Origin of the sequence: Roseobacter sp. GAI101 (genome assembly GCF_000156335.1) — a bacterium.
Taxonomy (GTDB): Bacteria; Pseudomonadota; Alphaproteobacteria; order Rhodobacterales; family Rhodobacteraceae; genus Sulfitobacter.
This window is the reverse complement of record NZ_DS999213.1, coordinates 1,233,649-1,252,129: the sequence shown is the minus strand read 5'-3', so window position 1 is coordinate 1,252,129 and position 18,481 is coordinate 1,233,649. Positions and strand designations below refer to the sequence as shown.

Annotated in this window: 18 protein-coding genes, 1 tRNA gene and 1 pseudogene; 6 read left to right on the top strand and 14 right to left on the bottom strand. The window is 58.4% G+C overall.

The window, feature by feature from the left end; all coding sequences use genetic code 11:
- Nucleotides 1-522: 522 nt before the first annotated feature.
- The 3 genes and pseudogenes from RGAI101_RS05900 to RGAI101_RS05890 all read left to right on the top strand — a co-directional run bounded on the left by RGAI101_RS05900 (nucleotide 523) and on the right by RGAI101_RS05890 (nucleotide 1,950).
- Nucleotides 523-825, top strand: a complete 303-nt coding sequence (locus tag RGAI101_RS05900; RefSeq protein ID WP_037227517.1) for a hypothetical protein — start codon at nucleotides 523-525, stop codon at nucleotides 823-825.
- Nucleotides 825-1,220, top strand: a pseudogene (locus tag RGAI101_RS22690) (relaxase/mobilization nuclease domain-containing protein); the annotation flags it as partial. The gene RGAI101_RS05900 and the pseudogene RGAI101_RS22690, both read left to right, overlap by 1 nt.
- 439 nt (nucleotides 1,221-1,659) lie before the next feature.
- Nucleotides 1,660-1,950 carry a hypothetical protein gene (locus tag RGAI101_RS05890; RefSeq protein WP_037227512.1) on the top strand — a complete coding sequence of 97 codons (291 nt, stop codon included), beginning with the start codon at nucleotides 1,660-1,662 and terminating at the stop codon, nucleotides 1,948-1,950.
- 423 nt (nucleotides 1,951-2,373) lie between these two features.
- On the opposite strand, the gene RGAI101_RS21205 is transcribed toward RGAI101_RS05890, so the two are convergent.
- The 3 genes from RGAI101_RS21205 to RGAI101_RS05870 all read right to left on the bottom strand — a co-directional run bounded on the left by RGAI101_RS21205 (nucleotide 2,374) and on the right by RGAI101_RS05870 (nucleotide 6,214).
- Nucleotides 2,374-4,602, bottom strand: a complete 2,229-nt coding sequence (locus RGAI101_RS21205) for an AAA family ATPase (protein WP_050763182.1) — start codon at nucleotides 4,600-4,602, stop codon at nucleotides 2,374-2,376.
- Between the two features lie 44 nt (nucleotides 4,603-4,646).
- Nucleotides 4,647-5,663, bottom strand: a complete 1,017-nt coding sequence (locus RGAI101_RS22120; protein WP_008227737.1) for a hypothetical protein — start codon at nucleotides 5,661-5,663, stop codon at nucleotides 4,647-4,649.
- 74 nt (nucleotides 5,664-5,737) lie between these two features.
- On the bottom strand, nucleotides 5,738-6,214 hold the full coding sequence (locus RGAI101_RS05870) for a hypothetical protein (RefSeq protein WP_157044643.1): 477 nt from the start codon (nucleotides 6,212-6,214) through the stop codon (nucleotides 5,738-5,740).
- A gap of 191 nt (nucleotides 6,215-6,405) precedes the next feature.
- Here RGAI101_RS05870 and RGAI101_RS05865 point away from each other — a divergent pair, with 191 nt between their 5' ends.
- A complete protein-coding gene (locus RGAI101_RS05865) occupies nucleotides 6,406-6,588 on the top strand; it encodes a hypothetical protein (RefSeq protein ID WP_008225352.1) in 183 nt (60 codons plus the stop codon).
- Between the two features lie 125 nt (nucleotides 6,589-6,713).
- Here the strand turns inward: RGAI101_RS05865 and RGAI101_RS05860 are convergent, their stop codons facing one another.
- From RGAI101_RS05860 to RGAI101_RS05825, 8 genes are all read right to left on the bottom strand, one after another.
- The gene (locus RGAI101_RS05860) at nucleotides 6,714-7,460 is read right to left on the bottom strand and encodes an ABC transporter ATP-binding protein (RefSeq protein WP_008228228.1); all 747 of its coding nucleotides are present in this window, start codon (nucleotides 7,458-7,460) and stop codon (nucleotides 6,714-6,716) included.
- Entirely contained in the window at nucleotides 7,457-8,500 is a 1,044-nt protein-coding gene (locus RGAI101_RS05855; protein ID WP_008227296.1) for a FecCD family ABC transporter permease, read from the bottom strand. Before RGAI101_RS05855 ends, RGAI101_RS05860 begins: the two co-directional genes overlap by 4 nt.
- Nucleotides 8,497-9,579: an ABC transporter substrate-binding protein gene (locus RGAI101_RS05850; RefSeq protein ID WP_008225779.1), complete on the bottom strand. Its 1,083-nt coding sequence runs from the start codon at nucleotides 9,577-9,579 to the stop codon at nucleotides 8,497-8,499. The genes RGAI101_RS05855 and RGAI101_RS05850 overlap by 4 nt, the downstream gene beginning before the upstream one ends.
- A 168-nt stretch (nucleotides 9,580-9,747) precedes the next feature.
- Nucleotides 9,748-10,122 carry a DUF2946 family protein gene (locus RGAI101_RS05845; RefSeq protein WP_008229251.1) on the bottom strand — a complete coding sequence of 125 codons (375 nt, stop codon included), beginning with the start codon at nucleotides 10,120-10,122 and terminating at the stop codon, nucleotides 9,748-9,750.
- A 3-nt stretch (nucleotides 10,123-10,125) separates the two neighbouring features.
- Nucleotides 10,126-10,593, bottom strand: coding sequence for a copper chaperone PCu(A)C (locus tag RGAI101_RS05840; protein WP_008228273.1), 468 nt, complete (start codon nucleotides 10,591-10,593; stop codon nucleotides 10,126-10,128).
- A 23-nt stretch (nucleotides 10,594-10,616) separates the two neighbouring features.
- Nucleotides 10,617-11,732 (bottom strand): methanobactin export MATE transporter MbnM, encoded by a 1,116-nt coding sequence (locus RGAI101_RS05835; protein WP_008226719.1) that lies wholly within the window; start codon nucleotides 11,730-11,732, stop codon nucleotides 10,617-10,619.
- A 3-nt stretch (nucleotides 11,733-11,735) separates the two neighbouring features.
- Complete coding sequence (locus tag RGAI101_RS05830; RefSeq protein WP_008227969.1) at nucleotides 11,736-12,566, bottom strand: MbnP family copper-binding protein; 831 nt, start codon at nucleotides 12,564-12,566, stop codon at nucleotides 11,736-11,738.
- 64 nt (nucleotides 12,567-12,630) lie between these two features.
- Entirely contained in the window at nucleotides 12,631-12,990 is a 360-nt protein-coding gene (locus RGAI101_RS05825) for a polyketide synthase (protein WP_157044642.1), read from the bottom strand.
- Between the two features lie 641 nt (nucleotides 12,991-13,631).
- Between RGAI101_RS05825 and RGAI101_RS05820 the strand changes: the two genes are divergently transcribed.
- On the top strand, nucleotides 13,632-13,838 hold the full coding sequence (locus RGAI101_RS05820; protein ID WP_008225518.1) for a hypothetical protein: 207 nt from the start codon (nucleotides 13,632-13,634) through the stop codon (nucleotides 13,836-13,838).
- Nucleotides 13,839-14,403: 565 nt separating this feature from the next.
- On the top strand, nucleotides 14,404-15,495 hold the full coding sequence (locus RGAI101_RS05815; RefSeq protein WP_157044641.1) for a hypothetical protein: 1,092 nt from the start codon (nucleotides 14,404-14,406) through the stop codon (nucleotides 15,493-15,495).
- Here the strand turns inward: RGAI101_RS05815 and RGAI101_RS05810 are convergent, their stop codons facing one another.
- The 3 genes from RGAI101_RS05810 to RGAI101_RS05800 form a co-directional block, all read right to left on the bottom strand.
- A complete protein-coding gene (locus RGAI101_RS05810; RefSeq protein ID WP_037227504.1) occupies nucleotides 15,496-17,088 on the bottom strand; it encodes a site-specific integrase in 1,593 nt (530 codons plus the stop codon). It abuts the gene before it with no gap.
- A 300-nt stretch (nucleotides 17,089-17,388) separates the two neighbouring features.
- A tRNA-Asn gene (locus RGAI101_RS05805) sits at nucleotides 17,389-17,463 on the bottom strand.
- An 80-nt stretch (nucleotides 17,464-17,543) separates the two neighbouring features.
- Nucleotides 17,544-18,455: an MBL fold metallo-hydrolase gene (locus RGAI101_RS05800; RefSeq protein ID WP_008225822.1), complete on the bottom strand. Its 912-nt coding sequence runs from the start codon at nucleotides 18,453-18,455 to the stop codon at nucleotides 17,544-17,546.
- Nucleotides 18,456-18,481: the final 26 nt, after the last annotated feature.

Genomic DNA, 18,481 nt, shown 5'->3' with positions numbered 1-18,481 from the left:
GCGTAACCAAGTGGCCGACTTTTGCTCCGCCCCAATGGCAGGTTGTTACGCCGCCGTTGACAGGTTTACGGCTCGGATATTCCTCAGGGCTATGCGCTTATTATGAAAGCTATATTTTGTTTCGTACAACCTTAGAGGGGGTTCTCGGATTGCTCAAGACAGTGCAGGTTCATCATAGCCCGCTTGAAGTTGATTATTAACCGATCAATTTTCTGAGTCATGTTTGAGCAAGTTCAGCCCGTCAAAGGTGTGTAATTCGGGTCATTTTGGGTTTTCCTGATCTTGGGAACCTAAAGTGTGACGTCATTTTGTATCCGCCAAATAAATTATGGGATGGATCGGTCGCAGGCGAAAACCTCTTGCTGGCGTCATTTTTATTTATTCCTCATCTACGGATTGAATCCCCTTTATTTCATACGATTATTGGGGTTTTCAGAGGTATCTCCGCCTTCGCAATAAAGGAGAAAAGCAGCTTTTCAGGTTCATGCCCTGTATTCTGATTTCACAAATTCAGGTGAGATCATGAGCAATAACAAGACAAACTACACATACCGCGCTAGCCCCGAAGAGTTCGCATCGATCGATGCCAAAGCGAAACGTTATGGCTTTGCGACGCGGGCAAAATTCCTCAGTCATGCTGCCGCGGAATACGGACAGCACACACCCGATGATGTCTTCATGCAGTTGTCACATATTTCCTATTCGCTCCATCAGTTGGTACGGGCGGACAGTGGGCGCCTCCACCTGTTGAAACCACGTCAGATTAAGACGATTTCTCGCCATGTCCGGGAAGCGATGACTGCCCTGATCCAAGGGTCTGATTGATGTGGAGGCACGCAACATTTCCCTCAAAGGCCGATCCTCTGATGTACTATCCATCCAAGGACGGTCATGTGCTCAGCGGCAGTGTTCCAGAAAAGAATACGAAAGCCTTGATCAAGTTTTTCGCTCGTTTCGAAGAACCAAAAGGGGATGGCCTTGTCCATTTTACGCTGTCGCTGCCGGCTGGAATTCAGCTGAATGAGGAGCAGTGGCACGAGGTCGCGCGGCATGTCTTGAGAGAAAGTGGCCTACCGCCAGACATTGTGCCATGGGTCGTTTGGGGCGGCGAGCAGACAAACTGCGACCATGTACACATCATTGCGGCACGGCAGACCTTTACGGGCCGCTCTCTTGAGGTTGCTACATCCGTCGCCTTCACACAAAAGCTGGCGCGTGACCTGTGTCATCGGCTTAGCCTACCTGAACCAGACTGGATGCCTGATCCGGAAATGTGCCTGGTGATGCCGATACCAAAGCGAAGGCAGCGCAAAAACGCCGCTGCTTTCCAGTTCGCCACAGACGTGAATGCGGTGATGGGCCGGTTCCGGCCAGAAACTCTCGATATGCTGAACCGGGGACTGCGCCGGATTAAGTCGCCATGGCAGATTGATATCTGCGCGCAAAATGCCGGCTATCTGATCCCCGAGCATGCAGAGACCGGACGCCGGATCAACCCAAGGGACGCGGGCTCCGCGTTCTCCTCAAAGAACATCCTGCGCAGACTGGCGTTCGCAACTCGGCTCCGCCTCGCAAGAACAGCCCTCTTTCTACGACGCATAAGACAGCACATTGGGAACAAAGCGCTCCCAGAAATTTCATCTATTGAAGGATATAACGATGACCGATCTCAACCCGAACCACAAGATCACTCACGAGAAACTGGATTTGACACGGGAAGACATTCGGAAATTGATGCCAATCCTGACGCTCCTCGACACAGAGGAACAGGAGAAGGACCTCGATTTCGCGGACCGCCTGTTCAATCTCCTCCAGAGCCTCATCGAGAAGGGCGACCGGCAGGAACGTCTGCTGGCACAGCTCAACAGGCAGCTGACCGAGATGATGGCCTACCTGAAAATTCTTACAGACGTGGCGACGCAGGACGAGGAATCTGGTTTTTCCGATTGAAACGGTTGGCCAAGGATGCGGGGCTGAAAGCCACACAGAAATTCAGTCCGGACTATTCCTCTATCCTGTTAAAGGATGACACAGGTCGACAGGGCTGTTTTGACCTCGTTCAGCTTGCTATTGAGCCTGGCGGGCAGGAATGGGATGAGCGTTGGTATGCCCTAGCAGGCCGCTTTCAGACGCTTTTTGACTGGCAAGTGCCATTACGGAGTATGAGGGACGAAGGACCTACCTTCGATCCATTCTAAGCGGTTCTATCCCTGAGAACCTTCAAAAAACTACACGAATTGCTTCAACGACCTCCTGAAGCAATTCAAGCGGTGTTGGATCACGATATCGGCCATCTGTTTCATCACCATGGTGGTGGCCGACAAGGTCCTTGTCCGTGTTTGCTCGCCGCACTGGTAAAGACGGCCCTGAAGGTTAGCCAACCAACGCCTCCGTTGGTCGATCAGAGTTCGTGATGTCGTGCGCGGCCAGTACCTCGGCCAACGCGTCCCCGTCGATCTCCCGCTGCTCCAAGAGGGCTTCTGCCACCCGCTCCACCAGTTTTGCGTTGCCCTCAACGATCTCTTTCGCACGCAGATAGTGGCCTTTGATATCCGAGTTCACAACTGATCCGAGGGGGTCGAGGGGATCGAGCTGCGCCAACTTCACGGAACCGACGGAAAGCAGGTTGTTTGCATAGAGGCCCCATGAATATCTCGCTTTGAAAGCAAGCTCGGTCGCCTGTTCCAGATCGGCTTCTGCGCCGTTTGAGACTGATCCGAGAAGGACCGCTTCTGCGGCACGGCCCCCCAGGGTAACGGCGATCTGATCACAGACGGTTTTCTTTGTTGCGGCAAAGGGCATCTTTCCATGATAGGCCCCGCCGCGGGCCGTGATGCGCACCATGTCGGGCAGGGGGAGGTCAAGACTATGTGCGACGACGGCATGGCCTGCCTCGTGGATGGCGATGCGGTGCAGATCCTCCTGGCGTCCTTCGGGGGCAACATGGTCGACAGCTGCCTTGAGGTGATGGTTGCCGAGCGTCGTGTTGCTATGACGCGCCTGTCCGCGGGCGTCGCGGACGACGGCTGCAACTTGCGCGCCTGACATACCAAGCAGGCGGTCGGCGGCAGGCGCAAGATCGAGATCCTGAGCGCTTGCGCCCAACTCAATCTCGAAGATCCGTTTGATCCCTGCGCGGTCGGGGTTCTCAAGCGCCGTATGCCGATCAAAACGGCCGGGGCGAATAATTGCAGGATCCACGTTCTCTGGCAGATTTGTTGCACCCAGAACGATGACACCCGCAGTGTTATTGAGCGTTGTGATGTGCTCGAGCAGTGCGTTGACGATGGCGGCGACATAGCCCGAGTTGCGGTGAGAGACAGATCGTTTGGAAAAACTATCCAGTTCATCAACGAAGAAAACGCAGGGGGCAGAAGCGATTGTTTTTTCCACGCTCTCGGACAATGTCCTGAGAAAATCACCCTGATGGCCCGCTTTTTGACAAATGCCGTAGCTGGTTGCGATGAGCGGGATGCCCGCAGAGCCAGCAAGAGCTTGAGCGAGCAGCGTTTTGCCTGTTCCGGGAGGTCCGTAGAGAAGCACTGATGAAGTGACTTCGGACCACGGCAGATGGCCGGTCCGCCACTGTGCAAGGTCGCCGAGGAGATGCTGCATTTCCTGTTGCGCTTGGGGCGGGAGATAGATGGCATCAAGGGTTGGGCCACGCGCCACTTTGCCTGTGTCAAGGCGGCGGGTCAGAGCGTAGAGGCGCGCTGCAACCATAAGGGTGGTCTGCTCTGTAAACGCACTTTTGAGCAGCGGCATGTGCAGGGCTTGAAGAGCCAGGTCATCGGGGAGGCGGTCGCGGATGGCGGCCTCGGAGACTTGTCCCGTGATGGAATGGGTCTGCCGTAAGATCTCGATGACCATATCGCCCGTCATTGGGGGCAATGTAGCGGTCCGCATCCAAAGCAGCTTTCCGCTGGGCGGCAGATCATCGCGGGTTCTGGCGCAAACGATCACGTTGTTGCCTTCGGCGATCAGCCGGTCAACCTTGTCGTTGAAGTCTTTGCGGCCACGATTGCTTGATGCGGCCTGAACATTCGGAAGCTCCGCAACAGCGATCCCATGCACGTTGATGCCAAAGTCATCAAGTGCCTTTGCGGTCTGTTCCAGAATGTCCGGGAACATGTCGAAGAAGACTTGACGCTCTTCATCGTCGGGAATCGACAGCAGCGTAACAGCTTGCGGTGACACAAGAGACCGCGCCATGTCCGGCGTTTTGAAGATGGCCGCAAAGCGTGCGGCAAAAATCAGTCGGGCCAGCGGCAGTTTTGCCTGCTGGAGGCAGGCGGTGCCATCGGCTGCAGTGGCATAGGGGTCGATGCCGCGCGCCTGCAACTCAGCAATTTCTTCAGATCCGAGATTGTCAGCGGCTGTAGTTTTGTACGAGGGCAGGGTGGGGACGTCCTCGGGCGTGTCCGGAAAGTCCATTAAGTCGTCGTCAGTGTCATCATCGAAGGGGGGCTTTGAAGATGCGAACCGGGCAGGGGTATTGGTCCGCCGGTGGTTCTCGACATAGACGTGCCGGAGGAGATTCTGCATCAGGTCGAGAGTGAAGGCGGGAGTTGCGCTGTCGCGCGCGATGGAAGGATGGGGCATTGGCATGCCTCCTTTTGTTCAATGAATAACGGGAAGGAGAGGGATCAGGCAGCGATGTCCGGAAACCGTTCGCCGGTATCGGGAAAGCGCGTTTCGATCTCGTCGAGGAGGCGGCGGATGAGTGGTGCAGCCTTGGGGCGATAGATCTCGCGTGTGACGTTGATGGCGTCGCCATACTCGGCCTTGGCCACAACCATGTCCGGAAACTGCGCGGTGAGCGTCCTGTGCGCGCGTTCCTCCTCTGCCCGGGCGTCGTGTCCGGTCGGCAGGTTCACGACACGCAGCACCTCCGTGGTGATGCCTTTGTCGATGCCCAACTGGTGCCGGAGGCGCTTTGCCGGACGTGCGCTGTAGCCGAGCTTGAGAACGGGTCGTCCAGGAAGGTCAATCCGAAAAATGTAGATGTGGGAAGGCCGCGCCGTTCTGCCAAGACTACAGCCCGAACAGGCGCAATCGCCCCAGACCATGTTGCCGACCATGATATCCTGCGTCTGACCGCAGGTGTGGCGATAGCTGCGGTAGCCCGGTTTGCCGCGTGAGGCGGGACCCAGGAGGTCCCACCCAAATTTGTTTGCTTGCGCGCGATAACGCTCTTCGCGACATGTCTCGCAGCCGAGACTGTGCCCACCGTCAGCAGCGCGTGCTACCCGGTGGTACTGGCGCCGCACCCGATGTCCACACGAGAGCTGGTAAAACCCATAGTGGCGGTTTTTGGGGTCACGCCCCAAGAGCACTGCACCTACTGTCCGTGCATGCTCGATGCGCTGGTGTTTGATGCAATGGGGGCATTCGGGGCTATGCCCGAGAACGACACTCACCCGTTTTGCATGTGTGCAACCGCAGTCATGACAGAGCAGAGCAACATGCAGTCGGTCTTTGACGCGATCAACGATGGTGAAGCCCTTTTTGCGCGCGGCCTTCCGCCATTTTGCAGGGACCTTTCCGTCAAAAGGGGCGTAAGTCGGGCTCGCGGAGCGTGAAAGCCGGACATAGTCGGGAAACAGTGCGGCAGGTGTGGATGGGTGCTCGGCAGGCATAGGGGAGACGGTGGGCAGCATCATGATGAAGCGCTCCTATATTTGATGTGAAAGAGGGAGGGTAGGGACCGCGCAAGACGCGGCCCGTGCGCTTGAGATCAGGCGGCGTGCTGGGCGTGATCCCGCTCGAAAAACGCGGCCTGCATAGACGCGATGCCGAACAACAAAGGCAGCGCCCGGTTCAACATGTTGCGCAGATCCGTGCCGCGCGTTGCAGATGCGCGACGGGCAATTGCCGCTTCCATTGTCTCACTCAGTGTGGGGTGATCGCCCGTCTCGATATCGAGCAGTGAGACCAGATTCTTCACCGTCTCGACAAGCAAAGGAACAGCAGTGGCACCTGCATGCGCGCGCAGAAATGCAAAAGCGGATGCTTCGGTCGCGACCCAGGCATCGGCCGTCGCTTCACCCGCACTCTCGACGGCGGAGTAATCATGATGCGGCATGTGCTGCACGTCCCGGTCCAGCTCGATGGTGCGCTCCATATGAAGCAGTACCGCTTCAAATGCTTTGAGAGAAAACAGCGAAGGGGTGGCGGAACGCGCTGCGCGCGTGGTAATTGTGAGGGAAGTCATGAGGATCTCCTAAGGATCGTTGTGATTAGGATGGCGCGCAGTTACAGCTGCCCGTCATCTGCTTACTGTATGCAATACTGATATCAATATTGCAATAATATTCTGAAGAAAAAACCTCTAAAGGCATGATTCACCTTGTCGCGGTAGCCGTTCGTGATATTAATATCACGAACGGGCTAAGGTAGAGATAAATGGCACCACCAAAAAGAGATACGACAGGCGTGCTCGTGCGTCTTCATGCGAAAACGCTCGAAGCTGTCGATGATCTGATCTCAAAGGAAGCAGATGATCCAAGCAGGCCCGAGATGATACGGAGGCTGCTAAAAGCCGTTCTCAAGGATAAAGGATACGAGATCGGGGAGTGGGTGGAGTAGGCGGGGGATCTCGCGCTTCAGCGGGTATCAGGTTTGTCCGGGTAATGTGCCATGTTGGCGGAAAACAGACCTTCGCTGCATCAAGGACGAACGGCAGAGAAGCATTGGAGCACTTGCCAGATCGCTCAGTTCGACACGGTACGGTGGGCCACGATGACCGCTCCGCCATTGCGGTCCGTAAGTATCTCGCTGTCGATGCGGTAGGCGTGGTTGAGGCTTGCGGGGCGCAGCACCTCTGCGGTGGGACCCGCGATGACCAGTTCTCCGTTGTCGAGAAAAACAATATGGTCGGCATGGCGCGCTGCGAGGGTGAGGTCATGCAAGGCGGCAAGGACCAGCCGTTCGGACGCGAGGGCGCGCAGGTGGTCGAGAACTTCGAGCTGGTGGTGCATGTCAAGCGCGCTGGTGGGTTCATCGAGGATCAGTACGCGCGGGTCACGGATCAGGCGTTGCGCCAGCAGAACGCGCTGTTGCTGGCCGCCGGACAGGCGATCCATCCGACGATCAGACAGCGCGCTGAGGTCCAGAGCTGCGAGTGCGCGGGCAACCTCTGCGCGGTCCTGTGCGGTGACACGCCAGCCCAGTCTCTCGCGCCGTCCAAGCAGCACGCAATCGGCCGCGCTCATGGCCGCCGAAACTGCGAAATTCTGCGGCATGAACCCGATGCGTTCCGGCGCGGGCCAATCGCCGTCCAGACTTTTTGTGCCGCGATGCGCGATCACTCCGGCCAGTGCCCCGAGCAGCGTTGACTTACCAGCGCCGTTCGGGCCGATCACGGCGATCAGCCCGGTTGACGGCAGATCCAGCGCATCAATGTGCAACAGTCGGCGGCGGCCCGCATCCACGGTGAAACCCTCAAGAATCAGGCTCATCTTTTTCCCTTCAACAGAATGATCGCCAGCAACATCGGGATGCCGGCGATTGCGGTGATGATGCCGACCGGGATCACGGCACCGGGCGAGATTGCTTTCCCGATGACAGAAGCCGCGACCAGCACCACCGCACCCATGATGCCCGCCATCGGCAGGCCAAAGCGGTGATCCTCGCCCACCAGCGCCCGCCCGACATGCGGTGCAATCAGGCCAACGAACCCGATGGTTCCAGTGAAGCTGACCGCGCCCGCCGTCAGAAGGGCAACCAGGATCAGAACACGGCGGCGCAGGGCTTCGACATTCAGGCCAAGGCTGGCGGCATTGCCATCGCCAAGGCGCAGCGCGGTCAGGTTCCAGACCTCGCGCAGGATAAAAGGTAAGGTGACCACCAGAATAACGCTCATCACCTTCACGCTGGTCCAACTGGCCTTGAGCAGGCTGCCAAAAAGCCAGAACACGATCTGTTGCAGCACTTCGGGCGCGGCCATGAATTGCAGCAGTGATTGCAACGATTGAAACAGAAAGAGCACAGCGATGCCCGCCAGCACCAGCATCTCGGGTGACGCGCCGCGATAGCGCGCGACCAGATACACCAGCGCTGCAGCAGTCAACGTCGCGGCAAAGGCCGCAAGCGGTACGCCGATCCACATGGCCACCGGCAGGGCAGAGCCGAACAGAATGACCAGGGCCGCACCGAAACCTGCGGCGGCGGAAAACCCCAGCGTATAGGGGCTGGCAAGCGGGTTGTTCAGGATCGTCTGCATCATCAGGCCTGCAATCCCCAACGTGCAGCCAACCAGGGCCGCCATGATCGTTTGTGGCATCCGCAGGTGCCACAGGATCACGGCCAACCGGCGATCCTCGGCTGCAGGCCCGTCCATCAGCCCGCGCAGCACGTCATCCAGCGGTAATCCCGCCGGACCGGTGACAAGGTCGGCCACCATCAGACAGATCAGGAGTGCGAGGGCGGCGCTTACCGCCCCCGCCTGACCGAAACCAAAGCGCTTTGCGGCGCTCTGGTCACTGGCGAGATCACTCATTCCGCGTGCATCACGAAAGTTCCAACTGGCTCGATCGGCAGCCAGTCAGCGTAGAACTGTGCCAGTTCTGCCTCTGGATCGACATCGGCAAAGGCCTCGGGATGCAGCGCTTTTCCGAGAAAACGGAAATAGGCGAAATCAGACAGCGTGCGTGTACCGCCATGATAGATGCCATAGACTTTGCCATTTTGAACCGCAGGCAGATCCGACCATCCGGCGCGGGCTTTGTAGGCGTCGATCCGTTGCTGCGCCAAACCCTTATCGGCCCCGAACCCCAACGGCACGGCAGCGGGACGGTTCAGCCATTCCGAGCCAGACAGCAGGATGACCTCGGGCGCTTCAGCCAGCACGTATTCCGGTGACAGCGGACCCCAGTTTTCGATCTGGCCATTGGCGATGTTCTGCCCTTGGAGCCGGTCGATGATACCGCCCCACATGCCCCCTGCATATGAATTGCCAATCTCGTCCGGACCCTTCTGTGCCAGCTCGACGTAGACCTTCGGCCGCGCGTCCGATCGGGCAAGACGGGCTTCGGTATCAGCGGTCTTTTCTGCATAAAGGGTGGCCAAGGCGTTGGCCCTGTCAGAAGTGCCCATCGCCAGACCCAAGGCACGGGTTGACGCAAGATGCGCTTCCAGGGTCTGCGCATTGTAATCAAGCACCAGAACCGGGATACCTGCCGTGTCGAATTGCCCAGCCGTTTCACCCAAGGCATCATATTGCCAACCGGCAAGGATCACGAGGTCCGGATCGGTTGCTATGGCGCTTTCGATCGAGAATGTGGACGATTCCGTATCGCCTACATCCCGCAGATCGTTCAGTTGCGGAAAGGTCTGGGTGTAGGCTTCCCATTGCCTGGGCCGCCACTCGGCCCAGGGACCACGCGACAGGCCGACGATCTTGTCGACTGCGCCATCGCCTGCGACGGCAAGGTAGTCCTCATAATAGAAGCCCAACATCACCCGCTCGGCGGGGGCCTCCAGTGTTACGGTTCGGTCGCGCAGATCGGTGATGGTAATCTGTGCCATTGCGGTCGTGCCCACCAATGCGGTGAGGCAGCTTGTCAAAACCAGTTTCATTCGGTGTCCTTTTGGATTGTTAGTTTTGCAACGGCGCGATCCGCCGCTGTCATGCGTTCAGGCAAAGGTTGCGCCGCAGGATGGGGCCATGGGGAAAACCCCGCAGCCACGCGGTTCAGCCTTGTTTCAGGGTAGAAAAAGAGGGCGCATTGCCCCCGGGCTGATGGATCAGGCGAACCGGGGCGGCGCGCGGGCGCGATTGTATGAGCGTGCGGTCTGACCCGTGGGCAGAGCCTCACCGCTGCTGATCAGTTCAGTCAGCCGCAATCGGAGCGCCACGGCAACAGGCTGCGGCGGTGTCAGATCGACGCTGCCGATGGATACCTGAACGCAGTGGGGGCGGTCATGTTCGTTGTCGTGTTCGTTTATCGGTGTTGTCCGGCCATCGTCTGACAGCCAGACCTCTTGCGGACCTTCCGTCGTGCAAAGGACAAGACGCATCCCGTCGGCCCCACCCGCGCGCATCATCCCCTCGGGCACCGATCCGATGCCGAGAAGCGCCAAAAGCAGCAGCGCGCGCGTTATGATGCCGACCAGATGCATCCGTCAGTACCCGGAATGGTCCATCGTCGAATGGTCGACGCCATCAGCGGGGTCGACCATGAATTCCACCGCGACTTCGCCAGCGTTGCGAAAAATCAGCGTGGCGGGGATCATGTCGCCCTCGGCGACCGTGCCGGTCAGGCCCATGAACATCACATGCATCCCGCCGGGTTCAAGGTTGATGACCTCACCCGGCGCAATGGTGACGCCGATCAGCGGGCGCATCTTGGCGATGCCGTCCTCAAAAAGGGTCGTGTGCAGGGTCGTCGAGGCCGCAAAGGGGCTGCGCACGCCTACCAGCTCCTCGGGGCTTTCGCCCTCGTTCGATATGGTGACATAGCCCGCGGCGGATTTGGCCATGCCAGCGGGCAACGGGATCGATGGGTGGATGATATGCAGCGTGCCGGCCATCTGGTCATGGGCCATGGCGGGTGTTGCCAGCATCAGCAGGGCGATAAGAGCGTGTTTCATTGTTGTCCTTTCTCTATGGGGCTTTATGGGGCTGCCCGGTTGATCCGGGCGAGGTGATCATCGGGCCATGGGTCGGCATGGGCGGGGTTGGTCAGGAATGTCTCGTCGGTCAGGCTGTTCAGAAAGGCGAGGATGTCATCGATTTCCGCCTCGGACGCCTGAAAGCCGACGATCATACCGTCCTGATTGGCATGCCCTTCGCGTCCGCCGCGCGCGTAATGCGCCAGCACGCCACGTAGATCGGCGATCGACCCGTCATGCATATAGGGTGCCGTCACCGCGACATTGCGCAGGCTTGGCGTGCGGAACAGTCCGGCATCACCGGGCTCGCCCGTGATTTCGATCCGGCCCGGCGCGGTTGCGGGATAATCGGCGTATAGTCCGGTGTTGTGAAAACCGGTTTCGACCCAGGGGCTGCCCTCGCGCTGGAAATTGTCGGTAAACAGCACCCCCTGATGGCAGTGATAGCACTCGAAACGATGGTCAAAGAACAGTTGCTCGCCCCGTTTGGCGGCCTCTGACAGCGCGTCCAGATCGCCGCCGTATTTGAACCGGTCATAGGGGCTGTCAAACGACGTGAGGCTGCGCTGGAACGCCGCCAGCGCGCGCGTCACGGTGAAAAGATCGGGGCCGGGCCGGTCGGGGAAGGCGGCGGCGAAAGCCCTGCTGTAATTAGGGTCTGTCGCGAGAGTGGCGAAAATGCGCGATTCTTGTCCGGTTGCGCCCATTTCGTCCGGGGCGTCACCGAACAGCGGCACCAGCGCCTGAAATTCAAGCGAGGTCATATGCGGATTGGCCCAAGCGTTCACAGGCAGATAGGCCACATTGGCAAGGCTGGGCGCGTTCAGGTTGCCGACTGTGCCATGAATGCCAACCGCCCGGTCGCGCCCGTCGGTAAAGGCACGCGCGGGGTCATGGCACGAGGCACAAGCCACCGTGCCATCGCCTGACAGGCGGGCGTCATAGAACAGGTGCCTGCCAAGCTCGACCTTGACGGCGCTCATCGGGTTGTCCTCGGGCACGGGCGGGCGCGGCATCCAGTCCGGCAAGGGCCAGTCGAAACCCCCTTCGGCCTGGGCCGGGGCCATCACAGCCCCGGCCAAAAGCGCCAGCACCACGCCAAGCGCGGCGTGTCGCATGGCTCAGCGCCCGCGGATCAGGGCTTGATCGGTGGCCGGCAGGTCGCCATAGCTGAACCCCAGCTTTGCCATCACCGTCATGCAATCCGCATCGCCGGAAAAGGACATGCACCCGGGCGAGGTATCTGCCGCATTGACGCGCAGATCGGCACCCGCCACCACATCTGACGGGTCGATCACGACGGTCTGCGTCGCCGGGGCGAACCCGTCCAGCGTGATCTCCATCAGGTTGGGGTTCTTGCAAGGGGCCTCGGGGGCATCGGTCTTGCCCTCGGATGCGCACATGGTGGACCCAAGGTGCAGGAACCAGCCCTTCGGCCCGTCTTTGCTGCGGTCGGTCGGAACCATGTCGATCCGTATGAATTTATAGCCGCCACGCCAGTTCCAGAACATTGAGGTCAGGTTCAGCGGCGACGGTGCCGTGGTCGGGTCGCCATGGTTCATCTCGAACGGCACGCCGACCTTAAAGGCGACGCCGATGTAGTCGCCCGCCGCAACGGTGCCCTGCAACGCGGTGTTCATCGGCGCGGTGCCATTGGCGCAGGCGGCGCGGCCATCCTCGAAATCCAGCAGCGCCACGCCTGCATGTTGCCAATCGCTTGCGTCCAGCGTCACAGACGCGCGGCTGCCATCGGCGGCAACCATCGCCACATCGCTGACATAGAGCCGGAAATCAGCGCCACGAACGGCGGCACCGGTGCTGCCAAGGCCAGCATATGTGGCATCACAGGCAAAGGGCTGCCCGCCGATCTCGGCGGCGAAATTGATGGTTACGGGTTGATCGGCAAAGGCCGGGGTCGCGACAAGCGCCGCGAGAATTGCGAATTTCTTCATTGTGGTCTCCAACTGTCTGATCCCGGCGACAGGCCGGGCGTGTTTTACGAAAGGATCGGAAAACTCAGACGGTTGGCGGGGCCCGTGCCGGGCGGGTGGCTTCGGCGGTCAGCGCGTGCGGAACGGGTGGGGCCGACGTCCACTCGGCCGGATCAAGCGAAAGCTGGATCACAATCTCGGAAATTGCCCGGACAGGCAGGGACATGGCTGCGTGCAGACGGCAGGCTTCGCAATCCGACGCGGCACCGTCACCCTCGACATCGCCGCAGATCGCGCCCGCATCCAGACCAAAGGCCTGCATGTAGGCGGCTGCGGCCTGATCATCCGGGGTGGCGAAACGATGCGCGAACCCTGAACTCGCCAAGGCGAGAACCAGCAGCGTTACCGCGACGCGCAAAGGCCATATGCGAAAAAGCCGTTCCATGATGAAGGTCTGATAGCACAAGTTCACCATTGCGCAAGCTCAAGCCGGTTTTCACAACGATTCAGCCATTCGACCAAGAGGTCACCGCTAAATCCTCAAAGCTTTCGCCATCAGGCGCTGCACCAGATCTGACGGGGAAAATACGACAACCGGACCTTCGCTGCAACAAACCTGAATGCCCGCTTAGGGCCGGGAGCGACGCCACGCTTGGGTGCGACCAGCGCTTGGCCCTGCCGCGGTGCGAAGGTCCGGTCTTAGCCGATTGTGTTGAAAAACTCGGTGTCTGCTCAGAGTCGATCGAATTCTCAGAACACCTTCCCGCTGAACCGCCCGTTCCGTAGCCAATATTTGCAATGGCCTGCATTTCGAGAACCATGTTCCGGTTTTTGGACGCCATTTTTGGGTGGCGGAGTTTTTCAACAAAATCAGCCCACTCATGCCAAAGAAATTATAGCGGTTGACGGTTCTGCATTCATCGAACCAGAAGTTAGGGCCTGAACGTTATATTCAAACTATACTTAAGGATACAATAAGTATCCCCCAGCGATTTAGTCCTGTTCCGATGTTCACTACCTTACTGCTCTTACCATGGTTAATCACTAATTAATGAGAGCGAATCTACTAAAAAGGGGATGTATCCTATGGAAATCTTGAACAAAAATTGGATTATTGATGTGCTGTACGACCTTGCCAAGTCACCAAAAAAATTCGGTCAGTATGAGCTTAGTGAAGACATTGCATCCGTTGCACTCGCATATGACGCCTCATTTGACAGATTGGATAAACATGCAAAATTCATGGCCTCTTTGTTTGATGAATTGGCCGTCTCAGACATCAGATTAGGTTGAAGCAGAAAAATAGCACATAGCGTTGAATTCCTGTGGATCGTTGAGAAGCGAAGAAACTCCAAGTTTTCTGCGAAAGCTCGCTTAGTCCGCAGTATGTGACTTAGTGCGTGATGCGGCGAATGGCAGCACATATCAGACCGGCTGTTCGTGCCCCACGCAGCGGATGACCGCTAAAAGCCCTTAAATTAGTGCGCAGGCCAACCGTAGACAACGTATGCGATCAGCGCCACCAACCCGATGCCCCTGCCTATCACTGGACGGGTCAAAAGCAGAGCGGTCAGCGCCAGTGATGCCGCAATCATCAACCAGAAAACGTGCGCCGAACATCAAGATCACCAAGCTAATCAGGACCAATATCGCAGAGACGAGCACGGAGGACGGCACTGATGTGTCGTCTTCGTCATCGACGGCGTCACCGGGTTGCATGTAGAGCGATTACGGAAAAAATTTGTCACGATGATTAGGAAAACGGGCCCCACGCATCGAGCAGCTGATGCGTCATCCATTCATGTATGTCACGGCGTCCTGCCCCAGGCACTCCAAAAACGCGCGTAGGTCTTTCACCTTGTCTGACGGCAAGGCCTTTTCGATCTTGGCCAATCTGATCTTGGGAACAGGGCAAAGGCCAGGGGCGGCTGTAGCTATGAGGCGCGATCAGTTTAGAGGTGAATGGATGATTGTCAGAGACGAGAAGGCCACGATCCGGAAATCGCGCAAACGCGCAGTAAAGGCGGCGCGTCACAGGAAAGAGGCCGCGACGCGCGAGGTGGCGGCGGCAGAGCGCCACCGTAAAGAAGAGGAGCGGGCAGCGGATGCCGCCTGCAAAGAGAGGGCTCATGCCGAAGCGACGCTCGGCTTCATCGAAGAAAAGGCAGCAAATATTGTTCAGACAGCGCAAGCGGCGGCGGGAGAGTTGCAGCAGGTGAAGGAGGAGATGGGTGCTGAGGTCGGGAAATTGCAGGGAGTGAGGGCGGAAACAGAAAAGGCCAAGACAGGGCTGGCTGATGTGTTGGTGGAGGTTGAGGGCGCTGCGTTGGAACGAGATCAGGTTAAGGATGAGGTTGCGGAGCAGGGCCACAAGCTTGATCGCCTTCGGTCGGCGGCTAAGAAGGAAAGGGAGGACTTGCTCCAGACTGAAGAGATGGTTCGGTCACTGAAATCGGCAAGGCAGGCTGAAGCGCAGGCCTTGGACGAGGAGAAGATAAAGCGGGCGGCGGCAGAAGTTGAGTTGGCGGATGTTGAAGCAAAGGTTGTGACCGCTGAGGCGAAGCTTACAAAGGTGGTGTCTTTGATGAAAACGCTTGTGGACGGCATCGATTTGCTTGGCGGTGCCGTCTTGCGCTGGATGTCCGGGCCAAAACCGAGTGAGGACAAGCTGGTCTGGGGACCGAATGCGCCAAAGGTCAGTGAGGATCGCAGGCGGATTGCAAAACGCATTCAACCTGTAATGCCGAAACTGATGCCCCTCGCGCAATCAATCCGCCGCACGATTGAAGAAACCCTGAGCCACGAGCGCGCAGAGATTGCCGCAGATGCGGCCTATGTTCTCGAGCAGCGCGAGAATTTGGAGGCAGAGCAGCGGGCCGAGTTGAACCGCATTCTGAATGCACATGCACATGCGCAAACCGACCCGACGTCTGACGGGCCGGGAACTTGATCAGATCACGGCTGGCAGCTTCTCAATGGCCGCCTGCAGTACAGCGGGCGGCGTAGGTTTGCTATAGGTGCGCTCATGGGTGTCTTTGCCCTCATGACCGACGATGTCGCGTAGCACCTTGTCGGTCACTTCGGGAACGTGCTCCAGCACTGCTTGAACATAGTGGCGCAGGCTGTGGAACGACAGGCCAGCACCTTCGGCACCAAAGGTTTTATCGACGATCTGGCGCATCCGGCGGCCCAGTTTGCGGCCATGTTTCCCCGTTGCAGGTTCGCGCAGATCAGGGAACAGCTCGGCTTGCCCCTTGGCGCGAGCTTCTTCCACGAAATCGAGAAACCCCAGCGTGATCAAACGGCTGTGGATCGGCACGATCCGTTTTGACGAGATGTTCTTGATCCGCCGCACCTCGGAATCCTCGATGCTGAGGCATGGGATGCCATCGCGCTCAACAATGTCAGCAGGGGCCAGACCGGCGATCTCTTCACGCCGGGCCCCTGTAAAAGCGCCGATCAAAGGCGACCAATAAACGCCGTTGCAGTAGATATTGGTGCCCGGATCGGTTTGGTGATATTCGGACTTCGATCCGGTCCAAACTGGAGATTTGAACAGGCGGTGCAGCTCTGCCTCGGTGAACGCCTGTTTCTTGTCGCAGTCCCGTACGGTATCCTTGCGTCGCAATTTGCCGGGTTTGAGCTTGGGGTTGACCGAAATGCCCTCATCAGAGGCCCACTCAACGATCTGGCCCAGATGCTCAAGGTGGCGGTTGATCGTGCCGATGGACAGCCCGACTTTTTCCGGCGGTAGTTTGGCGGCGCGGGCCATGATCTCTTCGCGGGTGGCATTGCGGTCTGCAGGGCTTTTGCCCCAGCTTTTCGGCAGCTTGTAAAGCGCCGCGCGAAATCCCGTGGCATCCGTTTGCCGGATCTGGCGCACGTCATGGATGCCCGTCAGCGTGGTAAACAGGCCAGCAAAGCTCTCATATTGGCGCAGGGTCTTTTCCTCGATGCCTTCGCTGCGCTTCATGTCGTTCATGCGGGACACAACGGCGTGCATGTCGGGATCGAGAGTGTCAGCTTCTACCTCGGGGGCAGGGACAAGCTGCAGGGGGGCGGCGGGCGCCTCTGGCTCTGGTGCGAGCAATTGAGAGGCCCTGTCCCAAAGGTCATCCGCCGCAGTGTCGATATCTGCCAAGGCCTCTTCGTGCCGGTTCCATGCAGCGGACTTCCCAGCGATCAGCAAGGATACCAGCTTTGCACGGTCAAAGGCCGAAAGCTGTGGATGGCCCGTTAATGCCTTGAAATCGCGCTGAATGATGTTCTGGCGGGCTTCGCTTGTTAGGTCATTGCGGATGATGTCCAGATTCAAAGATACCAATGGCTGATCAGACGTCGCGCCGTTCAGGCCGTCCGCATTCACCTTTGCCCAAGCGTCCGCTGTTGCCTGATCGTGGTGATTGTCATCTGCCAGATCGCGGGAATCAAAACGATGCAGCAGTTTGAGATTCTCGATCTTCTCCCGCTCTTTCGAAATGACGCTGGCAAGCCAGCGCCGCGCCATGTCTGACGTGATCTGTTGGTGAATGAGTTGCTCCATGACGATATCGCTTTCCGCACTGATCCTGCGGGACAATATATGTGCGCAGCGCAGGTCTGTCGTCCCCAGCGAGAGCTTGATATCAACGATTCCTGTGGATTGTCGGCGTAAACGACGCCGCCACTGATAGGTATTTCCGCGTTTTGAGAGATGGGGTTGGTTCAACATTCGTGTCAGATCCGATTGGGACGGAAACGAAACGGTCATGCCATTTGGCTGGAGGGGATGTAACACCCTGATGCCACACCTACGAAGCCACGCTGTGACTTCGGTAGGTATTTCAACAACTTAAGTTGTAAATGGCTCCGACGGTAGGGATCGAACCTACGACCAATTGATTAACAGTCAACTGCTCTACCGCTGAGCTACGTCGGAACGGTCTGGGCGATATAGCAGTGGTATTTTGTGGCGTCCAGAGGGTTTTGGTAGTTTTTTCGTATTTTTATCAAAGCTTTTCAAATCAGCTTGAAAGCTGCTGATTTTACGAGGGGCCCGACAGGGGCGACCTGGTTTTTGCCGGTTAAATCAACCAGATGTGCAAGCACATTGCGCATGGCTGCCCCAAGCAGGGCGGGGGGTGTTTCGGTATAGATCTGTTCGGCCAGCGCTTGGGCCGTGGCGGGACCAGCGGCAAGAGCCTCAAGGATGCCGGCTTCGCGCATGCGGCGATGGGACACCAGCCACGCCATTCTGGAAGCGGGGTCACTGACCGGGGCACCGTGACCGGGGTAGAACACGCGCCAGATGTCGCGCTGCAAGCGCGCGCAGGAGGCCATGAAGTCCGTCAGATCGCCATCGGGAGGGGAGACAAGAGAGCTCGCCCAGCCCATGACGTGATCGGCGCTAAAGCAGGCATCGCCCCAGGCAAAGCTCAGGTGGTTGCCGATATGACCCGGCGTGTGGATGGCTTGCAGTGACCACCCGTCACCGGCGATCATGTCCCCATCCGCCACGCATTGATCCGGGCTAAAGTCGAGGTCAATGCCTTCGCCTCCGCCGATGTCGCCATCGCTGGCCAATGTTTCCATGATTGGCGTACGTCCCGCAGCGGGTCCCCCAAATCCCAGGATCGGTGCACCGCAGGCCTGCGCCAGGTCGCGCGACAGCGGGGAATGATCCAGGTGGGTGTGGGTCACGATGATATGGCTGATGTGCTGGTCTGGTCGGATGGCCCCCAGAATGGCGGCCAGATGAGCCTCTGACGCGGGTCCGGGATCAATTACCGCAATGCCGCGCGTGCCGACAAGATATGTGTTGGTGCCGCGATAGGTCATGGGGGACGGGTTGTCGGCGACGATACGGCGCAAGCCGGGCTCCAGTTCTTGGGCGATACCGATTGGGGGATCAAAGTCGTCAGGGGGCAGCATGGTTTGGCCTTTCACAGGGGCAGGGG

Bases quoted from the DNA above. Each gene is read 5' to 3' on its own strand.
- RGAI101_RS05810 (WP_037227504.1), bottom strand. From the start codon at position 17,088: ATGGAGCAACTCATTCACCAACAGATCACGTCAGACATGGCGCGGCGC.
- RGAI101_RS21205 (WP_050763182.1), bottom strand. From the start codon at position 4,602: ATGCCCCATCCTTCCATCGCGCGCGACAGCGCAACTCCCGCCTTCACT.
- RGAI101_RS05835 (WP_008226719.1), bottom strand. From the start codon at position 11,732: ATGCGACACGCCGCGCTTGGCGTGGTGCTGGCGCTTTTGGCCGGGGCT.
- RGAI101_RS05800 (WP_008225822.1), bottom strand. From the start codon at position 18,455: ATGCTGCCCCCTGACGACTTTGATCCCCCAATCGGTATCGCCCAAGAA.
- RGAI101_RS05830 (WP_008227969.1), bottom strand. From the start codon at position 12,566: ATGAAGAAATTCGCAATTCTCGCGGCGCTTGTCGCGACCCCGGCCTTT.
- RGAI101_RS05845 (WP_008229251.1), bottom strand. From the start codon at position 10,122: ATGCATCTGGTCGGCATCATAACGCGCGCGCTGCTGCTTTTGGCGCTT.
- RGAI101_RS05820 (WP_008225518.1), top strand. From the start codon at position 13,632: ATGGAAATCTTGAACAAAAATTGGATTATTGATGTGCTGTACGACCTT.
- RGAI101_RS05890 (WP_037227512.1), top strand. From the start codon at position 1,660: ATGACCGATCTCAACCCGAACCACAAGATCACTCACGAGAAACTGGAT.
- RGAI101_RS05860 (WP_008228228.1), bottom strand. From the start codon at position 7,460: ATGAGCCTGATTCTTGAGGGTTTCACCGTGGATGCGGGCCGCCGCCGA.
- RGAI101_RS05850 (WP_008225779.1), bottom strand. From the start codon at position 9,579: ATGAAACTGGTTTTGACAAGCTGCCTCACCGCATTGGTGGGCACGACC.
- RGAI101_RS05825 (WP_157044642.1), bottom strand. From the start codon at position 12,990: ATGGAACGGCTTTTTCGCATATGGCCTTTGCGCGTCGCGGTAACGCTG.
- RGAI101_RS05855 (WP_008227296.1), bottom strand. From the start codon at position 8,500: ATGAGTGATCTCGCCAGTGACCAGAGCGCCGCAAAGCGCTTTGGTTTC.
- RGAI101_RS05865 (WP_008225352.1), top strand. From the start codon at position 6,406: ATGGCACCACCAAAAAGAGATACGACAGGCGTGCTCGTGCGTCTTCAT.
- RGAI101_RS05870 (WP_157044643.1), bottom strand. From the start codon at position 6,214: ATGACTTCCCTCACAATTACCACGCGCGCAGCGCGTTCCGCCACCCCT.
- RGAI101_RS05840 (WP_008228273.1), bottom strand. From the start codon at position 10,593: ATGAAACACGCTCTTATCGCCCTGCTGATGCTGGCAACACCCGCCATG.
- RGAI101_RS22120 (WP_008227737.1), bottom strand. From the start codon at position 5,663: ATGATGCTGCCCACCGTCTCCCCTATGCCTGCCGAGCACCCATCCACA.
- RGAI101_RS05900 (WP_037227517.1), top strand. From the start codon at position 523: ATGAGCAATAACAAGACAAACTACACATACCGCGCTAGCCCCGAAGAG.